Below are 21,379 nucleotides of genomic sequence, written 5' to 3'. Positions count from 1 at the left end.
GCAAGCCCCCTGGACTTCGCGACGGACACCACCTGCGAGTCCGCGGATACTCCGCCCGGCGATGGCACGCCCGGTGAACCCCGGGACCGCACCGGAGGCGAACGGAGTCCACAATGAGCGTCATGTATGCGATCGAGCTGGACGGCTTCGGTGGACCCGAGGTGATGCGGTGGGCGCAGGCCCCTGATCTGCCCGGTCCGGGGACCGGGGAGGTTCTGATCGACGTTGTCGCGGCGGGGGTGAACCGAGCGGATCTGTTGCAGCGGCAGGGGTTCTATCCGCCGCCGCCGGGGGCCAGCGAGGTGCTCGGGCTGGAGTGCTCGGGTGTGATCGCGCAGGTGGGGGACGGCGTGCGGGAGTGGCGGCCCGGCGATCGGGTGTGCGCGCTGCTGTCCGGGGGCGGGTACGCCGAGCAGGTCGTGGTCCCGGCGACGCAGCTGCTGCCGGTACCCGAGGGGATGGATCTCGCTGTGGCAGCGGCACTTCCGGAGGTCGCGGCGACCGTCTGGTCGAATCTGGTGATGCGGGCCGGGCTGCACGCCGGGCAGCTGCTGCTGATCCACGGCGGCGGCAGCGGGATCGGGACGCACGCCATTCAGGTGGCGGTCAGCCGGGGTGCGCGGGTCGCGGTGACGGCCGGGTCGCAGGGAAAACTGGACCGCTGCAAGGAATTCGGCGCGAGCATCCTGATCAATTACCGCGAGGAGGATTTCGTCGCCACACTCGCCGAATCCGGCGGCGCGGACGTCATCCTCGACAATATGGGCGCGGCCTACCTGGGCCGCAATATCGAGGCCCTCGCCGATGACGGCCAGTTGTGCGTCATCGGCATGCAGGGCGGCGTCAAGGCCGAGATGAACCTGTCCACGCTGCTGGGCAAGCGCGGCACCGTGCACGCCACCAATCTGCGCAAACGCCCGGCAACCGGACCATCCAGCAAGGCCGAGGTCATCACCGAACTGCGCCGCCACCTCTGGCCGCTGATCGCCGAGGGCACCGTGGTCCCGGTCGTGCACGCCGAACTCCCCGTCACCGAGGTCGCCGCCGCCCACGAACTGCTGAATTCCGCGGAAACCGTCGGCAAGGTCATCCTGCGAATCCGCGAGGACTGACCCCGAAGCTGTTTCAGTCCAGCGAGGTGAGCGCCCGGCCCAGCTGATCGATCTCGAATTTCGTTGTGTACGGGGCCAATCCGATGGTGACCGCGCCGCCCTCGTCGTTCACGCCCAGCGCGTCCAGCAGACGGCTGCCGCCGTGCGCGCCGGACAGTGTGCCGATGCGCAGATCGGCGAGTTTGGCGGACACCTTCTCGGCCTGCAATCCGGAGATGGTGAAACTCACCGTCGGGATGCGGGTGGACGCGCGGCCGATGACGGTCAGGTTCGGGATGCGATCGAGCACCTCCATGAGGTGCTCGAACAGGTGATCGTGGTAGTCCTGCAGTGAGGTGATCGACATCTCGAGCCGCTCACGCCGGGTGCCGGTGGCCTGCTCGTCCAGACCGGCCAGATAGTCGATCGAGGTGGTGAGCCCGGCCAGCAACGCGTACTGGTGCCCGCCGACCTCGAGCCGTTCGGCGCCCTTGGCGTACGGATTCAGCGACATCGACGGGATCCGGTCCAGGAAGGCCGGATCGCGGAAGACCAGCGCGCCGATCTGCGGACCGCCCCACGCCGGAGCCGACAACGCCACCACATCGGCATTGAGGTCGTCGATATCGATCAGCGCATAGGGTGCCGCGCCGAAGCAGTCGGCGACCAGCAACCCGCCGACCTCGTGCACGCGATCCGCGGCCACCCGCACCGACGGGGCCGAACCCACGATCGGCGAGGCGGCGGTCAACGCGACCAGACGTGCGGTCGGCCCGATCAACTCCTCGAACTGCCAGGCGGGCATCTCGCAGGTCTCGATCTCCACCTCGGCCCAGCGCACATGCGCCCCATACCGATTCGCGATCCGCAGCCACGGCGCGACGTTCGCCTCGTCGTCCAGGCGCGAAAGCACGATCCCGGTGCCCAGTCCGAGCCGGGAACTCAGCGATTCGGCGAGCCAGGCCAGCAGGACCGCCCGATCCGGGCCGAGCACCACACCCGCCGGATCACCACCGACCAGGTCCGCGACGGCCTCGCGGGCCGCGTCCAGGATGGCGCCGCTACGCCGGGCGGCGGCGTGGCGATTGGTGTGCGAGTTGGCCGACGTGCGGAAACCCGTTGAGACAGCACGCGATACCGAATCCGGAACAAGCATGCCTGCCTGTGGGTCGAGATGGATCCACCCGTCGCCCAGGGACGGTATCAGGCCCCGAACCCGTGCGACGTCGTAAGTCATGCAGGCCACTCTAAGCGCAGGGGGCAAGTCGGCGTAACCGTGTTCACGGCAAACGACCGGTCGCCGACGAATGAGCGCAGCGCCGCGGAACCCGCGCCGAGCGGATTACCGGGTGGGAGATCACGCAACATGGGTAACCGACTTTCAGCAAACCGAGCACCACATACGATGCGGACACGACCGCAACAGAATACTGAATTCTTGGCCTCCGCTCCGCTCCGGCGTGTTCGCGGCCCCGGAGAGTCTCACCGCTCGGCCCCCTGTCGGGCACTCGTGCTTGCGCCTGCGGCCTCCGCTCCGCTCCGGCTGTTCGCGGCGTCGGTGTTGTCCGGGGTATCGGAACTGGGTGCGCTGGGGGTTGTGTCGTCGGCCCGCTTAGCGCGTCGCGACCGAACCGGACATGATGGAGGCCATGACGCACTCGGACGGAGAATCGGAATCCATCGTGGTGATCGGACCCGACGGCCAGCCGCTGGTCGTCCCCGCCAGCTCCCGGGGTGAATCGCCGTTCGCCGGGCAGGTGGTCGGCGAGGGCGCTGCCGGGGACGACGACGAGCAGAGCAAGGAGGAGTCGCTGGCCGACATGGTCGAGCAGCCCGCCAAGGTCATGCGGATCGGCACCATGATCAAACAGCTGCTGGAGGAGGTGCGGCACGCGCCGCTGGACGATGCCAGCCGCACCCGGCTGCGCGAGATCCACAAGACCTCGATCCGCGAACTCGAACAGGGCCTGGCACCGGAGTTGCGCGAGGAACTCGAGCGGCTGGCGCTGCCGTTCGGCGACGACACCATCCCGTCCGACGCCGAATTGCGCATCGCCCAGGCGCAGCTGGTCGGCTGGCTGGAGGGGTTGTTCCACGGCATCCAGACCGCGCTGTTCGCCCAGCAGATGGCCGCGCGCGCGCAGCTCGAGCAGATGCGGCACGCGCTGCCGCCGGGGATGCACGCTCCCCGCGACGGAGGTCAGCAGGGTTCTTCGGGAGTCTCCGGGCAGTACCTGTAGCCGGATCTACTCCGTACCTGCAGACCGCCGTGCACCGTCGGCTACAGTCGAGCACTGTGCCCGCAGCTGCCCCTGCCGAGTCGGCGACCGCCGAGCAGAGCCCGGCCGACGTCTCGGTACCCATAGTGTCCGACTCCCAATCGTTCCGGCGTGCGTTCAAGGATCTGCGCGACGGCTTCTCCCAGCGCGAGCTATGGCTGTCCCTGGGCTGGCAGGACATCAAACAGCGATACCGCAGATCGGTGCTCGGCCCGTTCTGGATCACCATCGCGACCGCGGTGCAGGCGGGCGCGATGGCGATCCTGTACTCGACGCTGCTCGGTCAGGATCTACGCGCGTACGTGGCCTATGTGACGGTCGGCCTGATCACCTGGAACATCATCCAGAACAGCATTCTGGAAGGTTCGGAGATCTTCATCGCCAACGAGGGGTTGATCAAACAACTCCCCTCGGCGCTGAGCGTGCACGTCTACCGGTTGGTGTGGCGGCAGTTGCTCTTCTTCGCCCACAACCTGATCATCTACGCGATTCTGATCCCGGCCTCGGGCCTGTGGCATCACCTGCATTGGACTGTGCTGCTGGCGATTCCGGCGATCGCGCTGATCTTCCTCAACGCGATGTGGGTCTCGCTGGTGTTCGGCATCTTCGCCACCCGCTACCGGGATATCGCGCCGATCCTGAGCAGTATGACGCTGATGCTGTTCGTGCTGACACCGGTGATGTGGAATACCAAATCGCTCGCCGACCACACCGGTTCGATCGGCGAACGCGCCCGGCTGATCGAGATCATTCCCACCTACCACTATCTGGAGATCGTGCGCGCGCCGCTGCTCGGCGAGCCGTCGAGCCTGCTGAGCTGGGTTGTGGTGCTGGGCATCACCGTGGTGGGCTGGGCAGTGGCGCTACTTGCCATGAAGCAATTCCGTTCTCGCGTCCCGTACTGGGTGTAAAGGGCCACATGACCGAGCGAGTGAGCATCGATACCCATGACGCATGGGTGGAATTCCCGATCTTCGACGCCAAGTCGCGATCGCTGAAGAAGGCGTTCCTGGGCAAGGCGGGCGGCGCGATCGGACGCAATCAATCCGACGTGGTGGTGGTCGAGGCGTTGCGCGAGATCACCCTGTCCTTCCGCGAGGGCGACCGCGTCGGGCTCGTCGGGCACAACGGCGCGGGCAAATCGACTCTGCTGCGGCTGCTTTCGGGCATCTACGAACCCACCCGCGGCAGTGCGCAGGTGCGCGGACGGGTGGCGCCGGTCTTCGATCTGGGCGTCGGGATGGACCCGGAGATCTCCGGCTACGAGAACATCATCATCCGCGGGCTGTTCCTCGGGCAGACGCGCAAGCAGATGCTGGCGAAGGTGGACGAGATCGCCGAATTCACCGAACTCGGCGAATACCTGAACATGCCGCTGCGCACCTATTCGACCGGTATGCGGGTGCGGCTGGCGATGGGCGTGGTGACCTCCATCGACCCGGAGATCCTGCTGCTGGACGAGGGCATCGGCGCGGTCGACGCGGAATTCCTGAAGAAGGCGCGCAACCGGCTGCGCGATCTGGTGGCTCGCTCGGGCATCCTCGTGTTCTGCAGCCATTCCAACGAATTCCTCGCTCAGCTCTGCGATTCCGCGATCTGGATCGATCACGGCACGGTGCGGATGCGCGGCGGCATCGAGGAAGTGGTGCGGGCCTACGAGGGTCCGGAGGCCGGTGACCATGTCGCCCAGATACAGCGCGAACTCGCACGGGAACTGGAGCACAATCGTTCATGAGTGATCAGGTCTCGGGTGAGGGTGTGCGGCTGACCGGCCCCGATTCGACGTCCCGGATCGTCGCGGTGGTCGTCACGCACAAGCGTCGCGAACTACTCGCCGAATCGTTGAAGGTACTCACCGCGCAGACGCGTCCGATCGATCACCTCATCGTCGTGGACAACGCCAACGAGCCAGAGGTCGGCGAGCTGGTGCGCGAGCAGCCGGTGGAGTCGACCTATCTGGGGTCCGAACACAACCTCGGCGGCGCGGGCGGTTTCGCGCTGGGCATGCTGCACGCGCTGACGCTCGGCGCGGACTGGGTGTGGCTGGCCGACGACGACGGACGTCCCGAGGGGCCCGAGGTGCTGGCCACGCTGGCCGACTGCGCGACGGCGCACGGCCTGGCCGAGGTGTCCCCGGTGGTGTGCGATATCGACGATCCGGATCAGCTGGCCTTCCCGCTGCGCCGCGGGGTGGTGTGGCGGCGGCGGCGTTCGGAGCTGTACACCTCCGCGGACGGCGACGAGGATCTGCTGCCCGGTATCGCCTCGCTGTTCAACGGCGCGCTGATCTCCGCCCGCGCGGTCGATGTGATCGGCGTGCCGGATCTGCGGTTGTTCGTGCGCGGTGACGAGGTGGAGGTGCATCGGCGGCTGGTGCGGTCGGGTCTGCCGTTCGGTACCTGTCTGCGCACGGCCTATCTGCATCCCAACGGATCCGCGGAGTTCAAGCCGATTCTGGGCGGCCGCATGCACACCCAGTATCCGGACGATCCGGTGAAGCGGTACTTCACCTACCGCAATCGCGGATATCTCATGTCGCAGCCGGGTATGCGCAAGCTGCTGCCGCAGGAGTGGGCCCGGTTCTCCTGGTTCTTCCTTGTGCAGCAGAAAGATCCGGCGGGTCTGCGAGAATGGTTGCGCCTGCGGCGACTCGGGCGGCGCGAGCAATTCCACAAACCTGGATAGACCAGCATTTTCTTGGAGGCACGGCCGTGAGCAATCCCTACGGCGGACAATCACCCTACGGCCGGCCCTGGCAGCCGAGCAGCCCACAGCCCGGTCCGGATGCCCCGCAATCGTCCAATGGGCACAGTCCTCAGAGTGCTGCACAGCCGGGTCAGGCGGCAGCCGCGCAGCCGGGTTACCCACAGCCGCAGGGTAATTCCACGCCCGGGTATCCGCAGGTCGGCTATCAGCAGCCCGGTTATCCACAGCCGCACAACGTTTCGTCACCCGGAATTCCCCAGCCGGGTCATCCACAGCAGGGTGTTCCGCAGCCCGGGTATCCCCAGCCGGGCACATCACAACCGGGATATCCGCAGCAAGGCGTTCCGCAGCAGGGGTATGACCAGCAAGGCACTTCGCAGCCGGGTTACCCGCAGCAAGGCGTTCCGCAGCAGGGGTACCCACAGCAGGGTTACGGTGCGCCGAATCCCGGTGTGCCGCAGCAGTTCGGCGGCGCACCGGCGAATCCCTATCCGTACCCGCAGCCGAATTACGTTGCGCCGCAGGGTGCTGTCTTCCAGCCCCAGCCCGGACCGCCGGGAATCGTGGTGGAGTCGTCGTACTACCCGCTGCAGATCCTGCTCGCGCTGAGCAGTCCGCGGATTCTGCTGAACGGGCAGGAGGTGCCCGGATCACGTTGGGGCACAACGCATATCCCCGTCGGTGCGGGCCAGTACCATGTGCAGGTCAAGACCAAATGGCTCTGGGATTACGGCCCGGGCGACGCGGTCGTGCCCGTCGCCGACGGACAGAGCACCAAGGTCTACTACCGCTCACCGGTGATGTGGATGTTCCAGGGCGCCATCGGGCCGGTGCCGCAGAAGACGCCCGGCGTCACGGCCATGTACATCATCTGGGGCATCGTGGCGGCGCTGATCCTGCTCGAGCTCATCGTCGGCCTGGCCGCGTAGCCGACGCGAAATTCCGTTGCGGTCCGCGTAATGGACTGCGACAGTAGGTATCACAGTTCAGCAGCCAGTGAAGAGCAGGAGGTGAGATACGTGAAGGCGAATTTCCGGACAGTGGTGGCCGGGCTGCGAGGTGGTGAGGCGACCCCCGTCGCCGCACATATCTCCCTCGGCTTCCCGTCGCGCTGAGTCCCGCGCGCCGGCACCGGACCGCCCTACTGGCCCGGTCGCCGGCGACGTTCTCGCCGTCGACGCGGCCCCCTGTCCACACGGCTGGCTACAGCCGTTTTTTCGCTGGGTGAGCACGGCTGTTCGATACCGGCTGGGTCCCGGCCCGCGCGATCCGTATGGACGCGGCGCAGATATCGCGACACCCACCGGGCTCTCGCATGCGCGCCGCCGCGGGCGGATACCAACATCGGCGGCCTGTGCACCGGTGACTCTTGTTGTCCAGCATTCGATTTCGTCATACCCGGTCGGGCAATCGGGTCCAATTCGCACAGTGTGACTTTATATGCAACTGATTGCATATACACCGAGCGTGGCCTACTGTGCGATTCAGTCGATCCGGACAACCGGCGGCGGCTCGTTCGAGATCATCGAAGGGGAGCGACGCCGAGAAGATTGGAGACAGGCATGACGAACGCAGCAAAGCCGCTATCGGGCAGAACCATGATCATGTCCGGCGGCAGCCGGGGTATCGGACTCGAGATCGCCAAGCGTGCCGCCGCCGACGGGGCCAACATCACCCTGATCGCCAAGACAGATCAGCCGCATCCCAAGTTGCCCGGCACCATCCACACCGCCGCCGCGGAACTCGAACAAGCCGGCGGGGCGGTGCACAAATTCGTCGGCGATGTGCGCGACGACGAGGGCGTCGCCCGCGCGGTGCAGGAGACCGTCGAGCGGTTCGGCGGTATCGACCTCGTGGTGAACAACGCCTCGGCGATCGATCTCGCGCCCACCGAGCAGCTCGCGATGAAGAAGTACGACCTGATGCAGGACATCAACTGCCGCGGCAGTTTCCTGCTGTCCAAACTGAGCATTCCGGCGTTGCGGGCCTCGGCCGAGGCCGATCGCAACCCGCACATCCTGACCCTTTCGCCGCCGTTGAACCTGGACCCGAAGTGGGCCGGGGCCTCGCTCGGCTACACCATCGCCAAGTACGGAATGTCGCTCACCACACTGGGTTTGGCCGAGGAACTGCGCAAGTACGGCATCGGGGTGAACTCGCTGTGGCCGCGCACCACCATCGCCACCGCCGCGGTCCGCAATCTGCTCGGCGGCGACGAGATGGTCTCCTCCTCCCGCACCCCCGACATCTACGCCGACGCCGCGTACCTGGTGCTGACCTCCCCTGCCAAGAGCACCACCGGCAACTTCTACATCGATGACGAGGTGCTCGCCCAACACGGCATCACCGACCTGGACAAGTACCGGGTGACCCCCGGCGACGGTCCGCTCACCACCGACCTGTTCCTCTAATCGCCAGGCCGCGCCCGGACCTCGTGCGGGATCCGGGCCGGACTAGTCTGGGGTGCCGTCAGACTTCCGAAACCGAGGAACGCACTGGTAGATGGCCCCGCCCCGCAAGCACGACACCGACGCGATCCTGGACGCCGCCCGCAGCCTGGTGCTGCGGGACGGCCCGCGCGCGGCCAGCGTCGCCGCGATCGCGACGGCCAGCGGCGCGCCGGTGGGCACGCTCTACCACCGCTTCGGCAATCGCAACGGCGTCCTGGTCGCGACGTGGGTCCGGGCCCTGGAACGCTTCCAGGCCCGCGCCCTGACCGCCGCGGAACATCCCGACCCGCTCGAGGCCGCGATCGGAATGGCCGTTGCCACAATAGATTTCGCCCGCGCCCTCCCGGAAGACGCGAGACTCCTCCTGCAGCTGCGCCCCCGCGACCTGCTCGACGGCGAACCGGAATCCGACCTGCGCCACCGCCTCGACGAGATGAACGCCCCCCTGTTCGCCCACATCCAACGCCTCACCCGAGAACTCTTCCACAGCACCGCCCCCCGCGACCTGGACCGCGTAGCCAATGCCGTAGTCGACCTCCCCGGCGCCACCCTCCGCCGCCACGCCCGCCAAGGGGAACTACCCCCTTGGCTGGCAGCAGACATCGCGGAGTCGGCCCGAATCCTGCTGACCGCCAAGCGAACTGGCCGCTGAGCCAGACCCTCACAGCACCCAGGAACGCCTACCCCGGACAACGCCGACTCCTGGCCGGGGCCACGAGGGCCCCGGCCCGCCGGGAGGCGGAAATTACTTGATGCCGTAGAGGCGTTCCCAATTCTCGCGGCTGGTGAGTTCGGGCATGGCGGCTCGGTACTGCCGGCTCAGGGCTGGCAGGTCGCGGCGCAGGCGGCGCAGGACGCGGATGGTGCGCAGCAGCAGGGCGCGGGCCTTGGCCTTGTCGCGCTTGCGGATTCGCACACCGGACTGCGAGGCGTCGGTGACCATGACGTGGTCGAACAGCGCCACGTGCCACCAGTGCGCGTCCTCACGGGTGATGGCCTTGAGGCCGGGCTGGGTGCGGCCGGTCCACTGCTGGATCGCGCGCTTGACCAGCACCAGCATGGGCCGGCTGGGTTCTCCGGTATCGCGGCGCACCTGGATGTCGGCGGACCGGACGGGGGCCGTCGCGGCCGGATGCTTGACCGTCTCCTCGTACTCCGAGCGAGTGCCGCGCGCGGCGGCGAGGGCGTCGATTCCGCCGTCCCGCAACACCTTCGGGCCCTTCAGGAAATCCTCGATGCCCTGCAACGTGGTGTGCACCAGGCCGTACTGCATCGCGACGAGATGTTCGGCCAGGGTCTGGAACAGCTGGCGGGTGACCGCCTTGGGATCCAGATCGGCGTGCATCGATCCGACGATGAGCGAATTGCGCATGCTGAAATAGCGCGCCCAGTCGTCGTAATCCTTCCAGTAGAAGTCCGCGTGCCACACCGCGGCGTTCGGCAGCGTCACCGTCACGAAACCCGCCTCGCGGGCCCGGATGCCGTATTCCACGTCGTCCCACTGGAAGAAGACGGGCACCGGAAGTCCGATCCGGTCCACCACCTCGGCCGGGATCAGGCAGGTCCACCAGGCGTTGTAGCCGGCGTCGACGCGACGCTCCTGATTGCGCTTGAGCATGCTGGTGTTGCGCAGCGCCTTGGGCACCTTCTGCCCATGCTTCAGCTCGCCCAGATGCACCTCCTCCGCGCCGACGTTCAGGTAGTCGGGGTTGAGCAGGAACAGCATCTGCGCGCCGACCAGCGTCGGCTCCACGGTCAGATTGGCGAAAGCCCGAAGTCGCACAACGGTTTCCGGCTCGCAGAGAATGTCGTCGTCCATCAGGATGATGTCGGCGTGCTCCGAACCGGCGAAGCTGCCCGACGCGGACACCTCGTACAGTCCGCGGGTGAACCCGCCCGCGCCACCGAGATTGGGCTGGCGGATGTAGTGCAGCTTCTCGCCGAACCGCGGCGCGGTCTCCTGATACAGCGGGCGGTTCTCGACCAGGTCGGTGCCCTGATCCACGACGTACACCGCGGTCAGCGCGGACAGCACCACCGGATCCGAGGCCAGCGCGGCGACGGTGTGCGCGCAGTCCTGCGCGCGGTTGAACGTGCAGATCGCGATGGCCACCGGACGAACGCGTTCGGGCGCGGGCGCGCTCCAGGCCAGTTCGGTGATGCCGAGTTCCCCACCGACAGCGTCGAATTCGAGCCACAGCGCACCACCGTCGACGTACTGGTCCAGCGGTGCGCGCAGCACCACCCGGCCGTCGCCGGACACGTCGGCGGAGTCGATGATGCGGCGATGCCCGGCGATATCGGACGCCGCCAGACGAATGCGCGCCCGATCACCAACCTCGAGGGTCATCGCGACCTCGACCTCGGTCACGGTCGTCCAGCGCTGCCAGTAACTGGCCGCGAACCGGCCGAAATAGGTGTTGGTGTGCGCGCTCGCGCCCTTGTCCAGCCGTAACGACAGTCGCTCGCGCTGTGATTTGCCTTTGACCACCGCGTACAGTTCGTCGCTGATCTTGGGCGCCGGGCCGGTGAACACGCCGCGCGCCAGCACCATCCGGTCCGGGGCCAGGTTTTCCGCGGCCCGCACCTCGGGGGCGGGGCGTTCGTTCTCGGTCACGGCCTGGCCAGCCGACTGTTCCATACTGGATTTCCCTCTGTGTTTCGTCTGCTAGGTGTTTCCTGTGCGGCGGCAACCATTATCGCCGACTCACGCATCCGTGGCGGGCTGGGTCGCCGACGCACCGGTGAACACGAATTTGTCGTATGCCCAATAGCGAAAAATCACGGCCACGATCTGACCGATGAGTGTGCCCGAAATGTTGTCCGACAGCGGCGTCGACAGGTGCAGCACGTACCGGGAAAACCCCAGGCAGCCGAGCTGCAACGCGATGGCGATCAGATTGAACACCGTGTACAGCACGTATTCGCGCGCCGCGCTGCCGCCCTTCTTGTGCGCGAACGTCCACCATTTGTTGCCGAAATAGGTGACGACGGTCGCGACCGCGATCGCGATGATCTTCGCGACCAGCGGCGAGTGGTACAGCACGCCGTGACCGCCCCAGAACACCAGCAGGTTGTAGGTACCCGCGTCGACCAGGAACCCGATCGCACCGACCACCAGAAATGCTCCGCCGGTACGCAATGCGGCGATCAACCTACCGAGCATGGCATCACCGGATCTCCCGGTTTCCTCGGTCACTGTCTCACTCCGGGACACCCGGCGACGGTACCCGATCCACACGAATAGCGCTCCCACCACTGGGTCGCCCCTGGTCCGGCGCGGGCCGGGCTCGGCCGCACAGCTCGTATACAGGGTTCGAGGAGAGGGGCCCGTGGGAGCCCTGTAGCCTCCCGTTGTTCGTAATTTCGTCGGCCGATCAAAATACCGAGGGATTGACGGGGTGGACCCCACCGAATTTCGCATCGCCGCCGTGGTGCCGTGCCATAACGAGGAGGCCGCGGTGGCCAAGGTCGTCAAGGACCTCAAGGCTGCCGTGCCGGACATCGTCGTCTACGTCTACGACAACCTGAGCACCGATGCCACCGCCGACCGGGCCCGCGAGGCGGGCGCGATCGTACGTACCGAGACGACCAAGGGGAAAGGCAACGTTGTCCGGCGTGCCTTCGCCGATATCGAGGCCGACATCTATCTGATGATCGACGGCGACGACACCTACGACGCCGCCGCCGCGCCCCGGATGATCGAGGCTCTGCTGGCCGGCCCCTACGACCACGTACTGGGCGTTCGCCGCGAGGACGCGGGCGCGTCGGCCTACCGCACCGGTCACGAAACGGGCAACAAGGTGCTCAACGGCGTCGTGGGCAAGGTGTTCGGCGATAACGTCGAGGACATGCTCTCGGGCTATCGGGTGTTCTCGCGCCGATTCGTCAAGAGTTTCCCGGCGGTCTCGCGCGAATTCGAGATCGAAACCGAGCTCACGGTGCATTCACTGCACCTGCGAGTGCCACAGACCCAGGTCCCGGTGGGTTTCCGCGATCGCCCGGCGGGCAGTGAGAGCAAACTGCGCACCTATCACGACGGTTTCAAGATCCTGGCGCTGATCGTCGGCCTGGCCCGGCACGAGCGCCCGGTCGCGTTCTACGGGCTGTTCGGCACGGTGGCCTGGCTGATCTCGATCATCCTGACCGTGCCGATCATCGTGCAGTTCTATCAGATCCACTCGGTGCCGCGATTCCCCACGCTGTTCCTGGCCTTCACGCTGTTGCTGCTGGGCAGTCTGGCCTGGACCGCGGGCCTGATCCTGGACGGCATCCGCCGGTCCCGGCACGAGGCCGCGAGACTGATGTATCTGCGGTATTCGGCGGTGGGAACCCCGGTGCCCGAACGTGCCGAGCAGGCCGGATGACCACGCAGGCGGAACCCGAAGCCTACCGATCGCCCGCCGACGCCGCCGGGACGAACATCGGAGAAAAGCCCGAAGATGCTGCGCCACAGGCGGATTCACCCAGAATGAGCCGCGCGAGCGCCATGCTGGGCCGAGTGCGGCGACACTTGGGCCCGGGCGCGCTGGCCTTCGTGTTGATCGCCGCGGTCTTCGGCGCGGTGTTCACCGTGGTGACGCCGCCGTTCTGGGGACACGACGAACTCACCCAATTCGGCCGCGCCTATCAGGTCGCGCACGGCGGATTCGAGCCGCAGCGGATCACCGACTCGCGCGGCGTGGCCTACGGCGGGCAGATCCCGGTCAGCGTCGACGCGATGATGAACTACGCGTTCAAGGACTACAACCGCAAACCGCCCGAGCCCGCGCCGCTGTCGGCCGGTCGTGCGCAGTACAACCGGCTCGGGGACGCGCCGGTGTCCTCGGCGACCAAGGAGATGTGGTTCACCAATACCGCCGCCTACTCCCCGGTTCCGTACCTGCCCGCGGCCGCGGGCCTGCGCATCGCCGAGGCGACCGGGCTGAACGTCGGGCAGACGGTCATGCTGACCAGGCTCGCCGGACTGCTCGCCTATCTCGTGCTGGTCGGCTTCGGGCTGCGCGCGTTGCGCGGATATCGGGTGCAGTGGCTGGCGTTCACGGTGTCGGTGCTGCCGATCGCGCTGTTCCAGGCCGGTACGGTCACCGCCGACACGATCACCAACGCGCTGGCCGTGCTGGTGTCCTGCCTGGTGGTCAAGGGCCTGTTCCTGAACGCGCGGCTGTCCCGCGGCGAGGTGGTCGCGGCCCTGATCGCCACGATCGCGCTACCGTTGAGCAAACCGACCTACGTGCTGCTGGCGATGCTGGTCGCGCTGATTCCCGCGCGGCAGTACGGATTCCGCCGCGCGTTGCGCTGGATCCCCTGGTTCTTCGCGATTCTCGGCGCGGCACTGTTCGCGGCGTGGATGAAGATCGCCGCGCCGACCGGTGACGGGATGGGCCTGATGCGGCCTCGGGCGCAATGGTATTCGGTGCGGACGGGCGATCAGCTGCAGTTCATCCTCGGCCATCCGTGGCAGTTCACGCAGATCTTCTACCACAGCGTCTGGCTCCGGGATCAGCACTGGTTCACCCAGTTCTTCGGTGAGCTCGGCTTCTCCTACGTCGAGGTTCCGGCGCTGTCGGTGCTGGCCTGCCTGCTGGCGTTCGCGGTGAGCGCCGGGATCGCCGAGCGGATGTCCGCGGCGCACCCGCGCACCGCGATCGTCGCGCTGGTGGTCGTGGCGAGCGTCGCGATGATCTACGTGACGTTGTACATGTCCTTCTCGCCGGTCGGGTACTACCTCGTCGACGGTGTGCAGGGACGCTACTTCGTACCGCTGGCCATCGTCGGCCTGGCGGTGCTGCTGCGCTGGATGCCGTTGCGGCTGAGCGACTCCGCGGGCCGCACACCGGCGCGCGGCCCGGCCGTGGTGATCGTCGTCGCGACGATCGTGGCGCTGGTGGCCGCGGTCCTGAAGTACCACTTCATGGTCTGGGGCTGACGCGCCGAACGCGGCGGGGGACGATTACAGAACCCGTTCCCCCGCTTGGGCATACGCGGTTTCGACGTCGGCTTTGCCTGGCCGCCACCAGGTTTCGTGCTCGCGATACCAGCCGATGGTGGCGGCCAGCCCGGCGCGGAAATCGGCGTACCGCGGCTCCCAGCCGAGTTCGGTACGCAGCAGGCTCGCATCGATGGCATAGCGGCGGTCGTGGCCGGGCCGATCGGTGACGTGGTCGAAATCGTCGGGATCGCGTCCGAATTCGGTGAGGATGAGCTGTACCACGGATTTGTTGTCGAGTTCCCCGTTCGCGCCGATCAGATACGTCTGTCCGATTCGCCCGAATTCCAGAATCGTCCAGACCGCTCGATTGTGGTCCTCGACGTGAATCCAGTCCCGAATCTGATTCCCCGCGCCGTACAGCCGCGGCCGCACGCCGTCGATGAGATTGGTGATCTGGCGGGGAATGAACTTCTCCACATGCTGATACGGCCCGTAATTATTACTGCAGTTGGAGATGGTCGCGCGGACGCCGAACGAGCGCACCCAGGCCCGGACGAGCATGTCGCTGGACGCCTTGGACGCCGAATAAGGACTGGACGGATTGTAGGGAGTGTTCTCGGTGAATGCCGGGGCGGCGGCGGCCAGGTCGCCGTAGACCTCGTCGGTGGAGATGTGGTGATATCGCACGTCGTGCCGCCGCACCGCCTCGAGCAGCGTATAGGTGCCGACGATATTGGTCTGCACGAACGGCCACGGCCGGGCCAGGGAGTTGTCGTTGTGCGATTCGGCCGCGAAGTGCACGACCGCGTCCGCGCCACCGACCAGGCGATCGACCAGTTCCGCGTCGGTGATATCCCCGCGGACGAACTCGATCCGATCGGCGATCGAATCCAGCGAGGCCCGGTTACCGGCGTAGGTGAGCGCGTCGAGTACCACCACACGGATATCGGGACGTTCCACAACGGTCTGCCGGACGAAGTTCGCACCGATGAATCCGGCGCCCCCGGTGATGAGCAATCGCATGATCACCGATCATATCGGCCGGGTGGAAACGCCCAGTGCGCGTCGTGTCAATACCCCATTCAGATCAAGTTTCCAGCACTGAATGCCTTCATGCTGTGTGATGTTGGTCACATACAATGCTTTATCATCGGTCCGATAGTGTCCCAGAAACCACACGCGTGCTGCGATTTTGCGGAATCGCACAGACCGCAGGTACCGCTCGGTGAACAGAATTTGAATTAACGGTCACAGGTGATTCACCGGACGTTAGCTGATCTGGATTTCGATTCCCGTGTCCCCCCGATTCGAAACCACCGAGGTTCCACGAAACATGTTGATGAGGAAATTCGCCGCGACGTCGGCCCTGCTGATCGCCGCGCTCGGCATCACCGCAGGCACCGTGAACGCGGCCCCGGCCACCGCCGACAACGGCGCGGTCAACTACAAGGCCAACACCACCAAGACCTCGACCATCATCAAGACCGATGCCGGTTCGATGGACGTCGAGAACGGCGTGTTCAAGATCAAGGCCGCCAACGGCACCGTGCTGGCCGGAACTCCGCTGAAGTTCCGGGTGGACGATTTCGAGTTCCCGATCGCGGCGAACATCGCCGGTCACACCGCGACCCTGACGCCGCAGTTCGACGTCCAGCACGCGGTCTACAAGCCGGTCGACCTGCCCTACCAGGACACCGCGCCCTGGAAGACCCCGTACGACCGTGAGCAGGCGGCCTGGAACCGGATGAAGGACACCATCTCCACCGGTGCCACCGTCGGCACCCTGGTCGGCGGTCTGTCCGGTGGCGCTGTGGGTTGTGTCCTCGGCGGTATCGCCGGCGCGACCGTCGCGGCGGCGACCATCGTGGGCCTGTTCGGCGCGTTCGTTCCGGCTGCCGTGATCGGCTGCATGGGCGGCATCATCGCCGTCGGCGCGCTGGGCACCCTCGCGGGTCAGCTGCTGGTGACCGCCCCGGTCGCGATCCTGGCCGCGGCGCAGTACTTCACCACGATCAACGCGCCGTTCGCCCCGTCCAAGAGCAAGTAATACCGCTCGAGACGAACAGCACCCCCGCACGAGTCGACAGTGCGGGGGTGCTTTCTCATTCAGGTCGTGCGGCTGCCTCGTGGCGAACAATGCGGCGGCACGCGAACTCTCACGCGGTGCGCTCGGAAGGTTCCGCCTCGATCCGGGCCCGCACGAAACGCGCCACCCGGCCCAGGACCGACCGGCTCTCGGGCATGTTCGGCAGGATGCTCATGAACGCGTGCACCTGACCGCGCCACAGCTCGAGGGAGTTCGGCACCCCGGCCGCGGTGAGCCGATCGGCCATCAATTCGCAGTCGTAGCGCAGTAATTCGTCCTCGCCGACGATCAGCAGCGCCGGGGGCAGACTCGCCAGCGCGCCGTTGACCGGAGAGAGCGCCGGGTCCAGCCGGCCCGCCACCTTCGCGCCGTATTCGACCACGTGCTCGAGTCCGCACAGCGGAATGTAGGGATCGCGGTCGACGTTCATGTAATCCTGTTTCGCCGCGCAGTCCAGATCCAGCAGCGGCGACAGGCCCACCAGCCCGGCCGGGGTCGGCAGACCGATCTCGACCGCGCGCAACGCGGTCGCGAAACTCAGATACCCACCGGCCGAGTCACCGGCGAAGACGATCCGCGCCGGATCGGCCCCGTGCCGCAGCAGCCAGCGATACGCGGTCAGGCAGTCCTGGACCGAATCGAGGATGGACGCGCCCGGCAGCTGGCGGTATTCGACGTTGACCACCGCCAGGCCCGTGCGCCGGGCGAGCGCGGCCGCGACCGGACGATGCGTGTCCAGGCCGCACAGGAAGAATCCGCCGCCGTGCATGTACATGACCGCGCCGTCGTGCAGTGCCTTGCGAGCTCCGGCGGGACGCAGGATCTCCATTCGGAAACCGTTGAGCCGCACCTGTTCTCGTTCCACACCGCTCGGCCCCGGGCGCAGCGCGGCCAGTCCGTCGACGAGCATGCGCGCGAGCGGCATGGTCAGCGGGGTGACCGGGCAGTGCCGCACGACGGGGCCGACGACGCCTCGGCAAGCGAGCAGCAACATTCGGGAGGTCAGACTGCTCCCATCCGGATTCGCCACGACACCCGGTCCGGATTCCAGCACTCGAACGGTCGCCATCACGCACCACCTAACTCCGGCGCGCCGCATGACCAGCAACCGGAGTTCCGGCGGCGAGTTGTCGGCGCTGACATCTCACACAGTGCCATTTCTGTGGACCACGCCGCACGTGGTCCACAGAATATGGATCGGCCGGATCGAGTCCCGCGTAACCCCCCGTGACAGTTTCGTCGCCGACTCGGAACCTCATCGAGCCCTGTCTCCCGGTGGCTGGCAGACTCCTGAGACATGCGCGGAATCATCCTGGCCGGTGGCACCGGGACACGGCTGCACCCGATCACGCGCGGTGTGAGCAAGCAGCTGGTCCCGGTCTACGACAAACCGATGGTGTACTACCCGCTCTCGACCCTCATGCTGGCCGGTATCCGGGACATCCTGATCATCACCACGCCCGAGGACGCTCCCAGCTTCGCTCGGCTGCTCGGTGACGGATCGCAGTTCGGCATCTCGATCAGCTACGTCGTGCAGCCGAAACCGGACGGGCTCGCGCGGGCGTTCGTGCTCGGCGCGGATCACATCGGCACCGAACCGGCCGCACTCGTGCTGGGCGACAACATCTTCTACGGGCCCGGCCTGGGCACGCGGCTGCGGCGGTTCCATCGGATCGACGGCGGCGCGATCTTCGCCTACTCGGTGTCCGATCCCACCCGTTACGGTGTGGTCGAATTCGCCGACGGCCGTGCGATTTCCATCGAGGAGAAGCCCGCGAAGCCGCGCTCGAGCTACGCCGTCCCGGGGCTGTACTTCTACGACAACGAGGTCGTCGAGATCGCCCGTGCGCTACAGCCTTCCGCGCGTGGCGAATACGAGATCAGCGATATCAACCGGATCTATCTGGAACAGGGCAGACTCCGGGTGGACGTGCTGGCCCGCGGCACCGCCTGGCTGGACACCGGAACCTTCGACTCGATGCTGGACGCCGCCAACTACGTTCGTACGATCGAGCAGCGCCAGGGCCTGAAAATCGGTGCGCCGGAAGAGGTCGCGTGGCGGATGGGCTATATCGACGACGAGCAGCTGGCGCGGCTGGCCGCACCGCTGATCCGCTCGGGCTACGGCGATTATCTGCTAGGCCTGCCCGCCCGCGGGCGCGAGACGAGTCCGCCGGAATACGAACAGGATTGGTGATATGCAGATTCGCGAGTTGTCCGTACCCGGCGCCTGGGAGTTCACGCCGAGGCTGCACTCCGACGATCGCGGGGTCTTCCTCGAATCGTTCAAGGCATCGGAGTTCGAGAAGGCCGTCGGGCGGCCGTTCGATCTGCGGCAGGTGAACACCTCGGTGTCCGCGGCCGGTGTGCTGCGCGGCATCCACTACACCGAAACCCCGCCCGGCCAGGCGAAATACGTGACCTGCGTGCGCGGCGCGTTCCTGGACGTGGTGGTGGACCTGCGCCCCGACTCGCCCACCTTCGGCACCTGGGACACCGTGCTGATCGATGACACCGACCGCCGCTCGGTCTACCTCTCCGACGGCCTCGGCCACGCGCTGCTGTCCCTCGCGGACGGCTCCACCGCCACCTACCTGTGCTCCCTGGAGTACTCCCCCGAATTCGACCGCGACATAGACGCTTTCGATCCGGACCTCGCCATCGACTGGCCCACCACCGGCCGCGACGGACAGCCGCTGACCTACGTCCGCTCCCCGAAAGACGCTGCGGCGCCGAGCCTTCGCACGTTGCGCGCCTGACAGCGTGAAACCCCCGGTGGCCGAATCATGTTCGTCCACCAGGGGTTTCACCTTACCGGCTGATTTTCAGGCCGCCGCGAGTTCCTCCCGTTCCGGCTCGTCGTCGAGGTCATCGACCGGCTCCGCCGCGCGGCGGGCGGGCAGGAAGTGGGTCAGCGCCACCAGTGCGCCGATGATCGCCACCACGCCGACGAAGATCAGGCCGGGACGGTAGCCGCTCAGGACGGCGGCGGGCGAGGCGTCGCCGTGCGCCCCGGAGGCGATGATCGCGGTGTTGATCGCCAGGACGATCGCCGCGCCGACCTGCATCGAGGTCTGCAACACTCCGGCGGCCAAGCCCTGTTCGTCGTCATCGATACCGGCGGTGGCCTGGATGTTGATCGACGGGAAGCCGATCCAGCCGATGCCGACCAGCAGGACCGCGGGCAGGATGACCGTCAGATAGGACGGGTGCGTGTTCACCCGCAGGAACAGCAGGTAGCCGATGCTCATCGCGATCATGGTGACCGCGATGATCGGGCCGGTGCCGAACCGGTCGACCAGCTTGTCGGAGAACACCGAGGACAGCGCCACCAGCAGGCCCACGGGCAGCAGCGCCATGGCCAGTTGTAGCGGCGACCAGTGCAGCGTGTCCTGCATATAGAGCGTCACGATGAACTGCCAGCTGAAGTAGGACCCGGCCAGCGCGACGATGACCAGACTCGCCCGCACCAGCGTCGCGCGGCGCAGGATGCCGAGCCGGATCAGCGGATGCCGCACCCGCTTCTCCACCGCCACGAACCCGATGAACAGCGCCGCCACCGCCGCGAACGAACCGACCGTGCGCGCCGAACCCCATCCGGCCTGCGGCGCGGAGACCACGGTGTAGACCAGCAGCAGCATGCCCGCGGTGGACAGCAGCGCACCGAGCAGATCGTGTCCGCCCTCCTGCGCGCGAGTGTCGCGGGGCACCAGGATCGCCGCGGCGATCAGCGCGGCCAGGGCGATCGGCACCGGCAGCAGGAACGTCCAGCGCCAGCCGAGTCCGGTCATCAGGCCGCCGAACACCAGGCCCATCGAGTAGCCGCCCGCACCGAACACGGTGTAGATGGACAGCGCCCGGTTGCGGGCCGGGCCCTCGGCGAAGTTGGTGGTGATGATCGACAGGCCGGTCGGCGCGGTGAACGCCGCGGCCAGACCCTTGATGAACCGGGTCGCGATCAGCAGTGCGGCCGAGCTGACCAGCCCGCCCGCGAGTGAGGCGAGGGCGAACACGCCCAGCGCGATCAGGAAGACGCGGCGGCGGCCGAGCAGGTCGGCGGTGCGCCCGCCGAGCAGCAGCAACCCGCCGTAACCCAGCACGTAGCCGCTGACCAGCCATTGCAGGGTAGAGGTGCCCAGATGCAGATCTTTACCGATGGACGGCAGGGCGACACCGATCATCGAAACGTCGAGTCCGTCGAGGAACAGCACGATGCACAGCGTGATCAGCATGCCCCACAGGCGCGCCGACCACTGAGTATCGGCAGTCGAGCTTGCCGAGAACGTTGCCGTGGAAGTCATGACCCGGAACATTACTTGCGTGTGCATTAAATGTGCAAGCATTTAATGCGTTTGCATTGTTCGGTCCGGCACACTAGGATGACGGCATGACGAAGGCGTCGACAGCGTCAGCGCCCCGAGCGGCGGCATCCACCGAGCTGGTGGCGCAATGGCGCGAACTCCTGGACAAGCACGCGACGGTGTCCTGCGCTCTGGAGAAGGAGTTGCAGCACCGGCACCGCATCGGCCTGAGTGAGTTCGAAACGCTCGACCGCCTGGTCGACGCCGCCTGTGAGACGTACCGGATGAGCGATCTGGCCGCCGACATCTACCTGAGTCAGAGCGCCCTGTCCCGCGCGGTCGCCCGCCTCGAACGTGACGGCCTGGTGAGCCGCAGCATGTGCAGCGACGACCGCCGCGCCATCTTCGTCTGCCTCACCGACAAGGGCCGCGCCGTCCACGCCGACTCGGCCCGCACCCACCGAGAAATCCTCGGGCAAACGCTCTGAGCTACCCGCCTCGCGCGTGCCGCCGGATGTGCGAAATCAGTTGCCG

20 protein-coding genes are annotated in these 21,379 nt (G+C 66.8%); 14 read left to right on the top strand and 6 right to left on the bottom strand.

The features are described 5' to 3' along the window. Nucleotides 1-122: 122 nt before the first annotated feature. A complete protein-coding gene (locus NM2_RS03435) occupies nt 123-1,112 on the top strand; it encodes an NAD(P)H-quinone oxidoreductase (protein WP_067664166.1) in 990 nt (329 codons plus the stop codon). A 13-nt stretch (nt 1,113-1,125) separates the two neighbouring features. Here NM2_RS03435 and NM2_RS03430 read toward each other — a convergent pair whose 3' ends face one another. Beyond that, complete coding sequence (locus NM2_RS03430) at nt 1,126-2,328, bottom strand: cysteine desulfurase-like protein (RefSeq protein WP_067663871.1); 1,203 nt, start codon at nt 2,326-2,328, stop codon at nt 1,126-1,128. Between the two features lie 412 nt (nt 2,329-2,740). Here NM2_RS03430 and NM2_RS03425 point away from each other — a divergent pair, with 412 nt between their 5' ends. From NM2_RS03425 to NM2_RS03395, 7 genes are all read left to right on the top strand, one after another. Further along, nucleotides 2,741-3,331: a bacterial proteasome activator family protein gene (locus NM2_RS03425; protein ID WP_174575595.1), complete on the top strand. Its 591-nt coding sequence runs from the start codon at nt 2,741-2,743 to the stop codon at nt 3,329-3,331. Nucleotides 3,332-3,387: 56 nt separating this feature from the next. Further along, nucleotides 3,388-4,281, top strand: coding sequence for a galactan export ABC transporter permease subunit Wzm/RfbD (gene wzm, locus NM2_RS03420; RefSeq protein ID WP_439956831.1), 894 nt, complete (start codon nt 3,388-3,390; stop codon nt 4,279-4,281). Nucleotides 4,282-4,289: 8 nt separating this feature from the next. Then, on the top strand, nt 4,290-5,105 hold the full coding sequence (gene wzt, locus NM2_RS03415; protein ID WP_067663869.1) for a galactan export ABC transporter ATP-binding subunit Wzt/RfbE: 816 nt from the start codon (nt 4,290-4,292) through the stop codon (nt 5,103-5,105). Continuing rightward, nucleotides 5,102-6,055, top strand: a complete 954-nt coding sequence (gene glfT1 / locus NM2_RS03410) for a galactofuranosyltransferase GlfT1 (RefSeq protein ID WP_067663866.1) — start codon at nt 5,102-5,104, stop codon at nt 6,053-6,055. Before wzt ends, glfT1 begins: the two co-directional genes overlap by 4 nt. 26 nt (nt 6,056-6,081) lie before the next feature. Beyond that, a complete protein-coding gene (locus NM2_RS51335) occupies nt 6,082-7,005 on the top strand; it encodes a hypothetical protein (protein ID WP_245717825.1) in 924 nt (307 codons plus the stop codon). Between the two features lie 633 nt (nt 7,006-7,638). Then, nucleotides 7,639-8,487, top strand: a complete 849-nt coding sequence (locus NM2_RS03400; protein WP_067663860.1) for an SDR family oxidoreductase — start codon at nt 7,639-7,641, stop codon at nt 8,485-8,487. Nucleotides 8,488-8,578: 91 nt separating this feature from the next. After that, on the top strand, nt 8,579-9,178 hold the full coding sequence (locus tag NM2_RS03395) for a TetR/AcrR family transcriptional regulator (protein WP_067663857.1): 600 nt from the start codon (nt 8,579-8,581) through the stop codon (nt 9,176-9,178). Between the two features lie 93 nt (nt 9,179-9,271). Here the strand turns inward: NM2_RS03395 and NM2_RS03390 are convergent, their stop codons facing one another. Both NM2_RS03390 and NM2_RS03385 read right to left on the bottom strand, forming a co-directional pair. Continuing rightward, nucleotides 9,272-11,167, bottom strand: coding sequence for a glycosyltransferase (locus tag NM2_RS03390; RefSeq protein ID WP_084530442.1), 1,896 nt, complete (start codon nt 11,165-11,167; stop codon nt 9,272-9,274). Nucleotides 11,168-11,233: 66 nt separating this feature from the next. Then, nucleotides 11,234-11,725 (bottom strand): GtrA family protein, encoded by a 492-nt coding sequence (locus NM2_RS03385; RefSeq protein WP_245717824.1) that lies wholly within the window; start codon nt 11,723-11,725, stop codon nt 11,234-11,236. A gap of 202 nt (nt 11,726-11,927) precedes the next feature. Here NM2_RS03385 and NM2_RS03380 point away from each other — a divergent pair, with 202 nt between their 5' ends. Both NM2_RS03380 and NM2_RS03375 read left to right on the top strand, forming a co-directional pair. Then, nucleotides 11,928-12,893 (top strand): glycosyltransferase, encoded by a 966-nt coding sequence (locus NM2_RS03380; protein WP_067663854.1) that lies wholly within the window; start codon nt 11,928-11,930, stop codon nt 12,891-12,893. A gap of 104 nt (nt 12,894-12,997) precedes the next feature. Further along, the gene (locus tag NM2_RS03375; protein ID WP_245717823.1) at nt 12,998-14,455 is read left to right on the top strand and encodes a DUF2142 domain-containing protein; all 1,458 of its coding nucleotides are present in this window, start codon (nt 12,998-13,000) and stop codon (nt 14,453-14,455) included. A gap of 24 nt (nt 14,456-14,479) precedes the next feature. Here NM2_RS03375 and rfbB read toward each other — a convergent pair whose 3' ends face one another. Then, nucleotides 14,480-15,481, bottom strand: a complete 1,002-nt coding sequence (rfbB, locus tag NM2_RS03370; protein WP_067663843.1) for a dTDP-glucose 4,6-dehydratase — start codon at nt 15,479-15,481, stop codon at nt 14,480-14,482. Nucleotides 15,482-15,791: 310 nt separating this feature from the next. Between rfbB and NM2_RS03365 the strand changes: the two genes are divergently transcribed. After that, nucleotides 15,792-16,505, top strand: coding sequence for a DUF8020 domain-containing protein (locus NM2_RS03365; protein ID WP_067663840.1), 714 nt, complete (start codon nt 15,792-15,794; stop codon nt 16,503-16,505). Nucleotides 16,506-16,614: 109 nt separating this feature from the next. On the opposite strand, the gene NM2_RS03360 is transcribed toward NM2_RS03365, so the two are convergent. Continuing rightward, complete coding sequence (locus NM2_RS03360) at nt 16,615-17,613, bottom strand: alpha/beta hydrolase (RefSeq protein ID WP_067663838.1); 999 nt, start codon at nt 17,611-17,613, stop codon at nt 16,615-16,617. A gap of 228 nt (nt 17,614-17,841) precedes the next feature. Here NM2_RS03360 and rfbA point away from each other — a divergent pair, with 228 nt between their 5' ends. Together rfbA and NM2_RS03350 are read left to right on the top strand one after the other, a co-directional pair. Further along, on the top strand, nt 17,842-18,741 hold the full coding sequence (rfbA, locus tag NM2_RS03355) for a glucose-1-phosphate thymidylyltransferase RfbA (RefSeq protein ID WP_067663835.1): 900 nt from the start codon (nt 17,842-17,844) through the stop codon (nt 18,739-18,741). Nucleotide 18,742: 1 nt separating this feature from the next. Next, complete coding sequence (locus NM2_RS03350) at nt 18,743-19,303, top strand: dTDP-4-dehydrorhamnose 3,5-epimerase family protein (protein ID WP_067663832.1); 561 nt, start codon at nt 18,743-18,745, stop codon at nt 19,301-19,303. A gap of 66 nt (nt 19,304-19,369) precedes the next feature. On the opposite strand, the gene NM2_RS03345 is transcribed toward NM2_RS03350, so the two are convergent. Beyond that, entirely contained in the window at nt 19,370-20,845 is a 1,476-nt protein-coding gene (locus tag NM2_RS03345; RefSeq protein WP_067663830.1) for an MFS transporter, read from the bottom strand. A gap of 86 nt (nt 20,846-20,931) precedes the next feature. On the opposite strand from NM2_RS03345, the gene NM2_RS03340 reads away from it, so the two are divergent. Then, nucleotides 20,932-21,333, top strand: a complete 402-nt coding sequence (locus NM2_RS03340; protein ID WP_067663827.1) for a MarR family winged helix-turn-helix transcriptional regulator — start codon at nt 20,932-20,934, stop codon at nt 21,331-21,333. The last annotated feature ends 46 nt before the right edge of the window (nt 21,334-21,379 follow it).

The sequence above is a fragment of the Nocardia miyunensis NBRC 108239 genome (assembly GCF_001613065.1).
Taxonomy (GTDB): Bacteria; Actinomycetota; Actinomycetes; order Mycobacteriales; family Mycobacteriaceae; genus Nocardia; species Nocardia miyunensis.
The sequence above is the reverse complement of the archived record's forward strand: the minus strand, read 5'-3'. Positions and strand labels throughout refer to the sequence as shown.

Excerpts from the sequence above, each read along its gene's own strand:
- NM2_RS03435 (WP_067664166.1), top strand. The coding sequence starts at position 123 with ATGTATGCGATCGAGCTGGACGGCTTCGGTGGACCCGAGGTGATGCGG.
- NM2_RS03430 (WP_067663871.1), bottom strand. The coding sequence starts at position 2,328 with ATGACTTACGACGTCGCACGGGTTCGGGGCCTGATACCGTCCCTGGGC.
- NM2_RS03425 (WP_174575595.1), top strand. The coding sequence starts at position 2,741 with ATGACGCACTCGGACGGAGAATCGGAATCCATCGTGGTGATCGGACCC.
- wzt (WP_067663869.1), top strand. The coding sequence starts at position 4,290 with ATGACCGAGCGAGTGAGCATCGATACCCATGACGCATGGGTGGAATTC.
- glfT1 (WP_067663866.1), top strand. The coding sequence starts at position 5,102 with ATGAGTGATCAGGTCTCGGGTGAGGGTGTGCGGCTGACCGGCCCCGAT.
- NM2_RS03400 (WP_067663860.1), top strand. The coding sequence starts at position 7,639 with ATGACGAACGCAGCAAAGCCGCTATCGGGCAGAACCATGATCATGTCC.
- NM2_RS03395 (WP_067663857.1), top strand. The coding sequence starts at position 8,579 with ATGGCCCCGCCCCGCAAGCACGACACCGACGCGATCCTGGACGCCGCC.
- NM2_RS03390 (WP_084530442.1), bottom strand. The coding sequence starts at position 11,167 with ATGGAACAGTCGGCTGGCCAGGCCGTGACCGAGAACGAACGCCCCGCC.
- NM2_RS03375 (WP_245717823.1), top strand. The coding sequence starts at position 12,998 with ATGAGCCGCGCGAGCGCCATGCTGGGCCGAGTGCGGCGACACTTGGGC.
- rfbB (WP_067663843.1), bottom strand. The coding sequence starts at position 15,481 with ATGCGATTGCTCATCACCGGGGGCGCCGGATTCATCGGTGCGAACTTC.
- NM2_RS03365 (WP_067663840.1), top strand. The coding sequence starts at position 15,792 with ATGTTGATGAGGAAATTCGCCGCGACGTCGGCCCTGCTGATCGCCGCG.
- NM2_RS03360 (WP_067663838.1), bottom strand. The coding sequence starts at position 17,613 with ATGGCGACCGTTCGAGTGCTGGAATCCGGACCGGGTGTCGTGGCGAAT.
- rfbA (WP_067663835.1), top strand. The coding sequence starts at position 17,842 with ATGCGCGGAATCATCCTGGCCGGTGGCACCGGGACACGGCTGCACCCG.
- NM2_RS03350 (WP_067663832.1), top strand. The coding sequence starts at position 18,743 with ATGCAGATTCGCGAGTTGTCCGTACCCGGCGCCTGGGAGTTCACGCCG.
- NM2_RS03345 (WP_067663830.1), bottom strand. The coding sequence starts at position 20,845 with ATGACTTCCACGGCAACGTTCTCGGCAAGCTCGACTGCCGATACTCAG.
- NM2_RS03340 (WP_067663827.1), top strand. The coding sequence starts at position 20,932 with ATGACGAAGGCGTCGACAGCGTCAGCGCCCCGAGCGGCGGCATCCACC.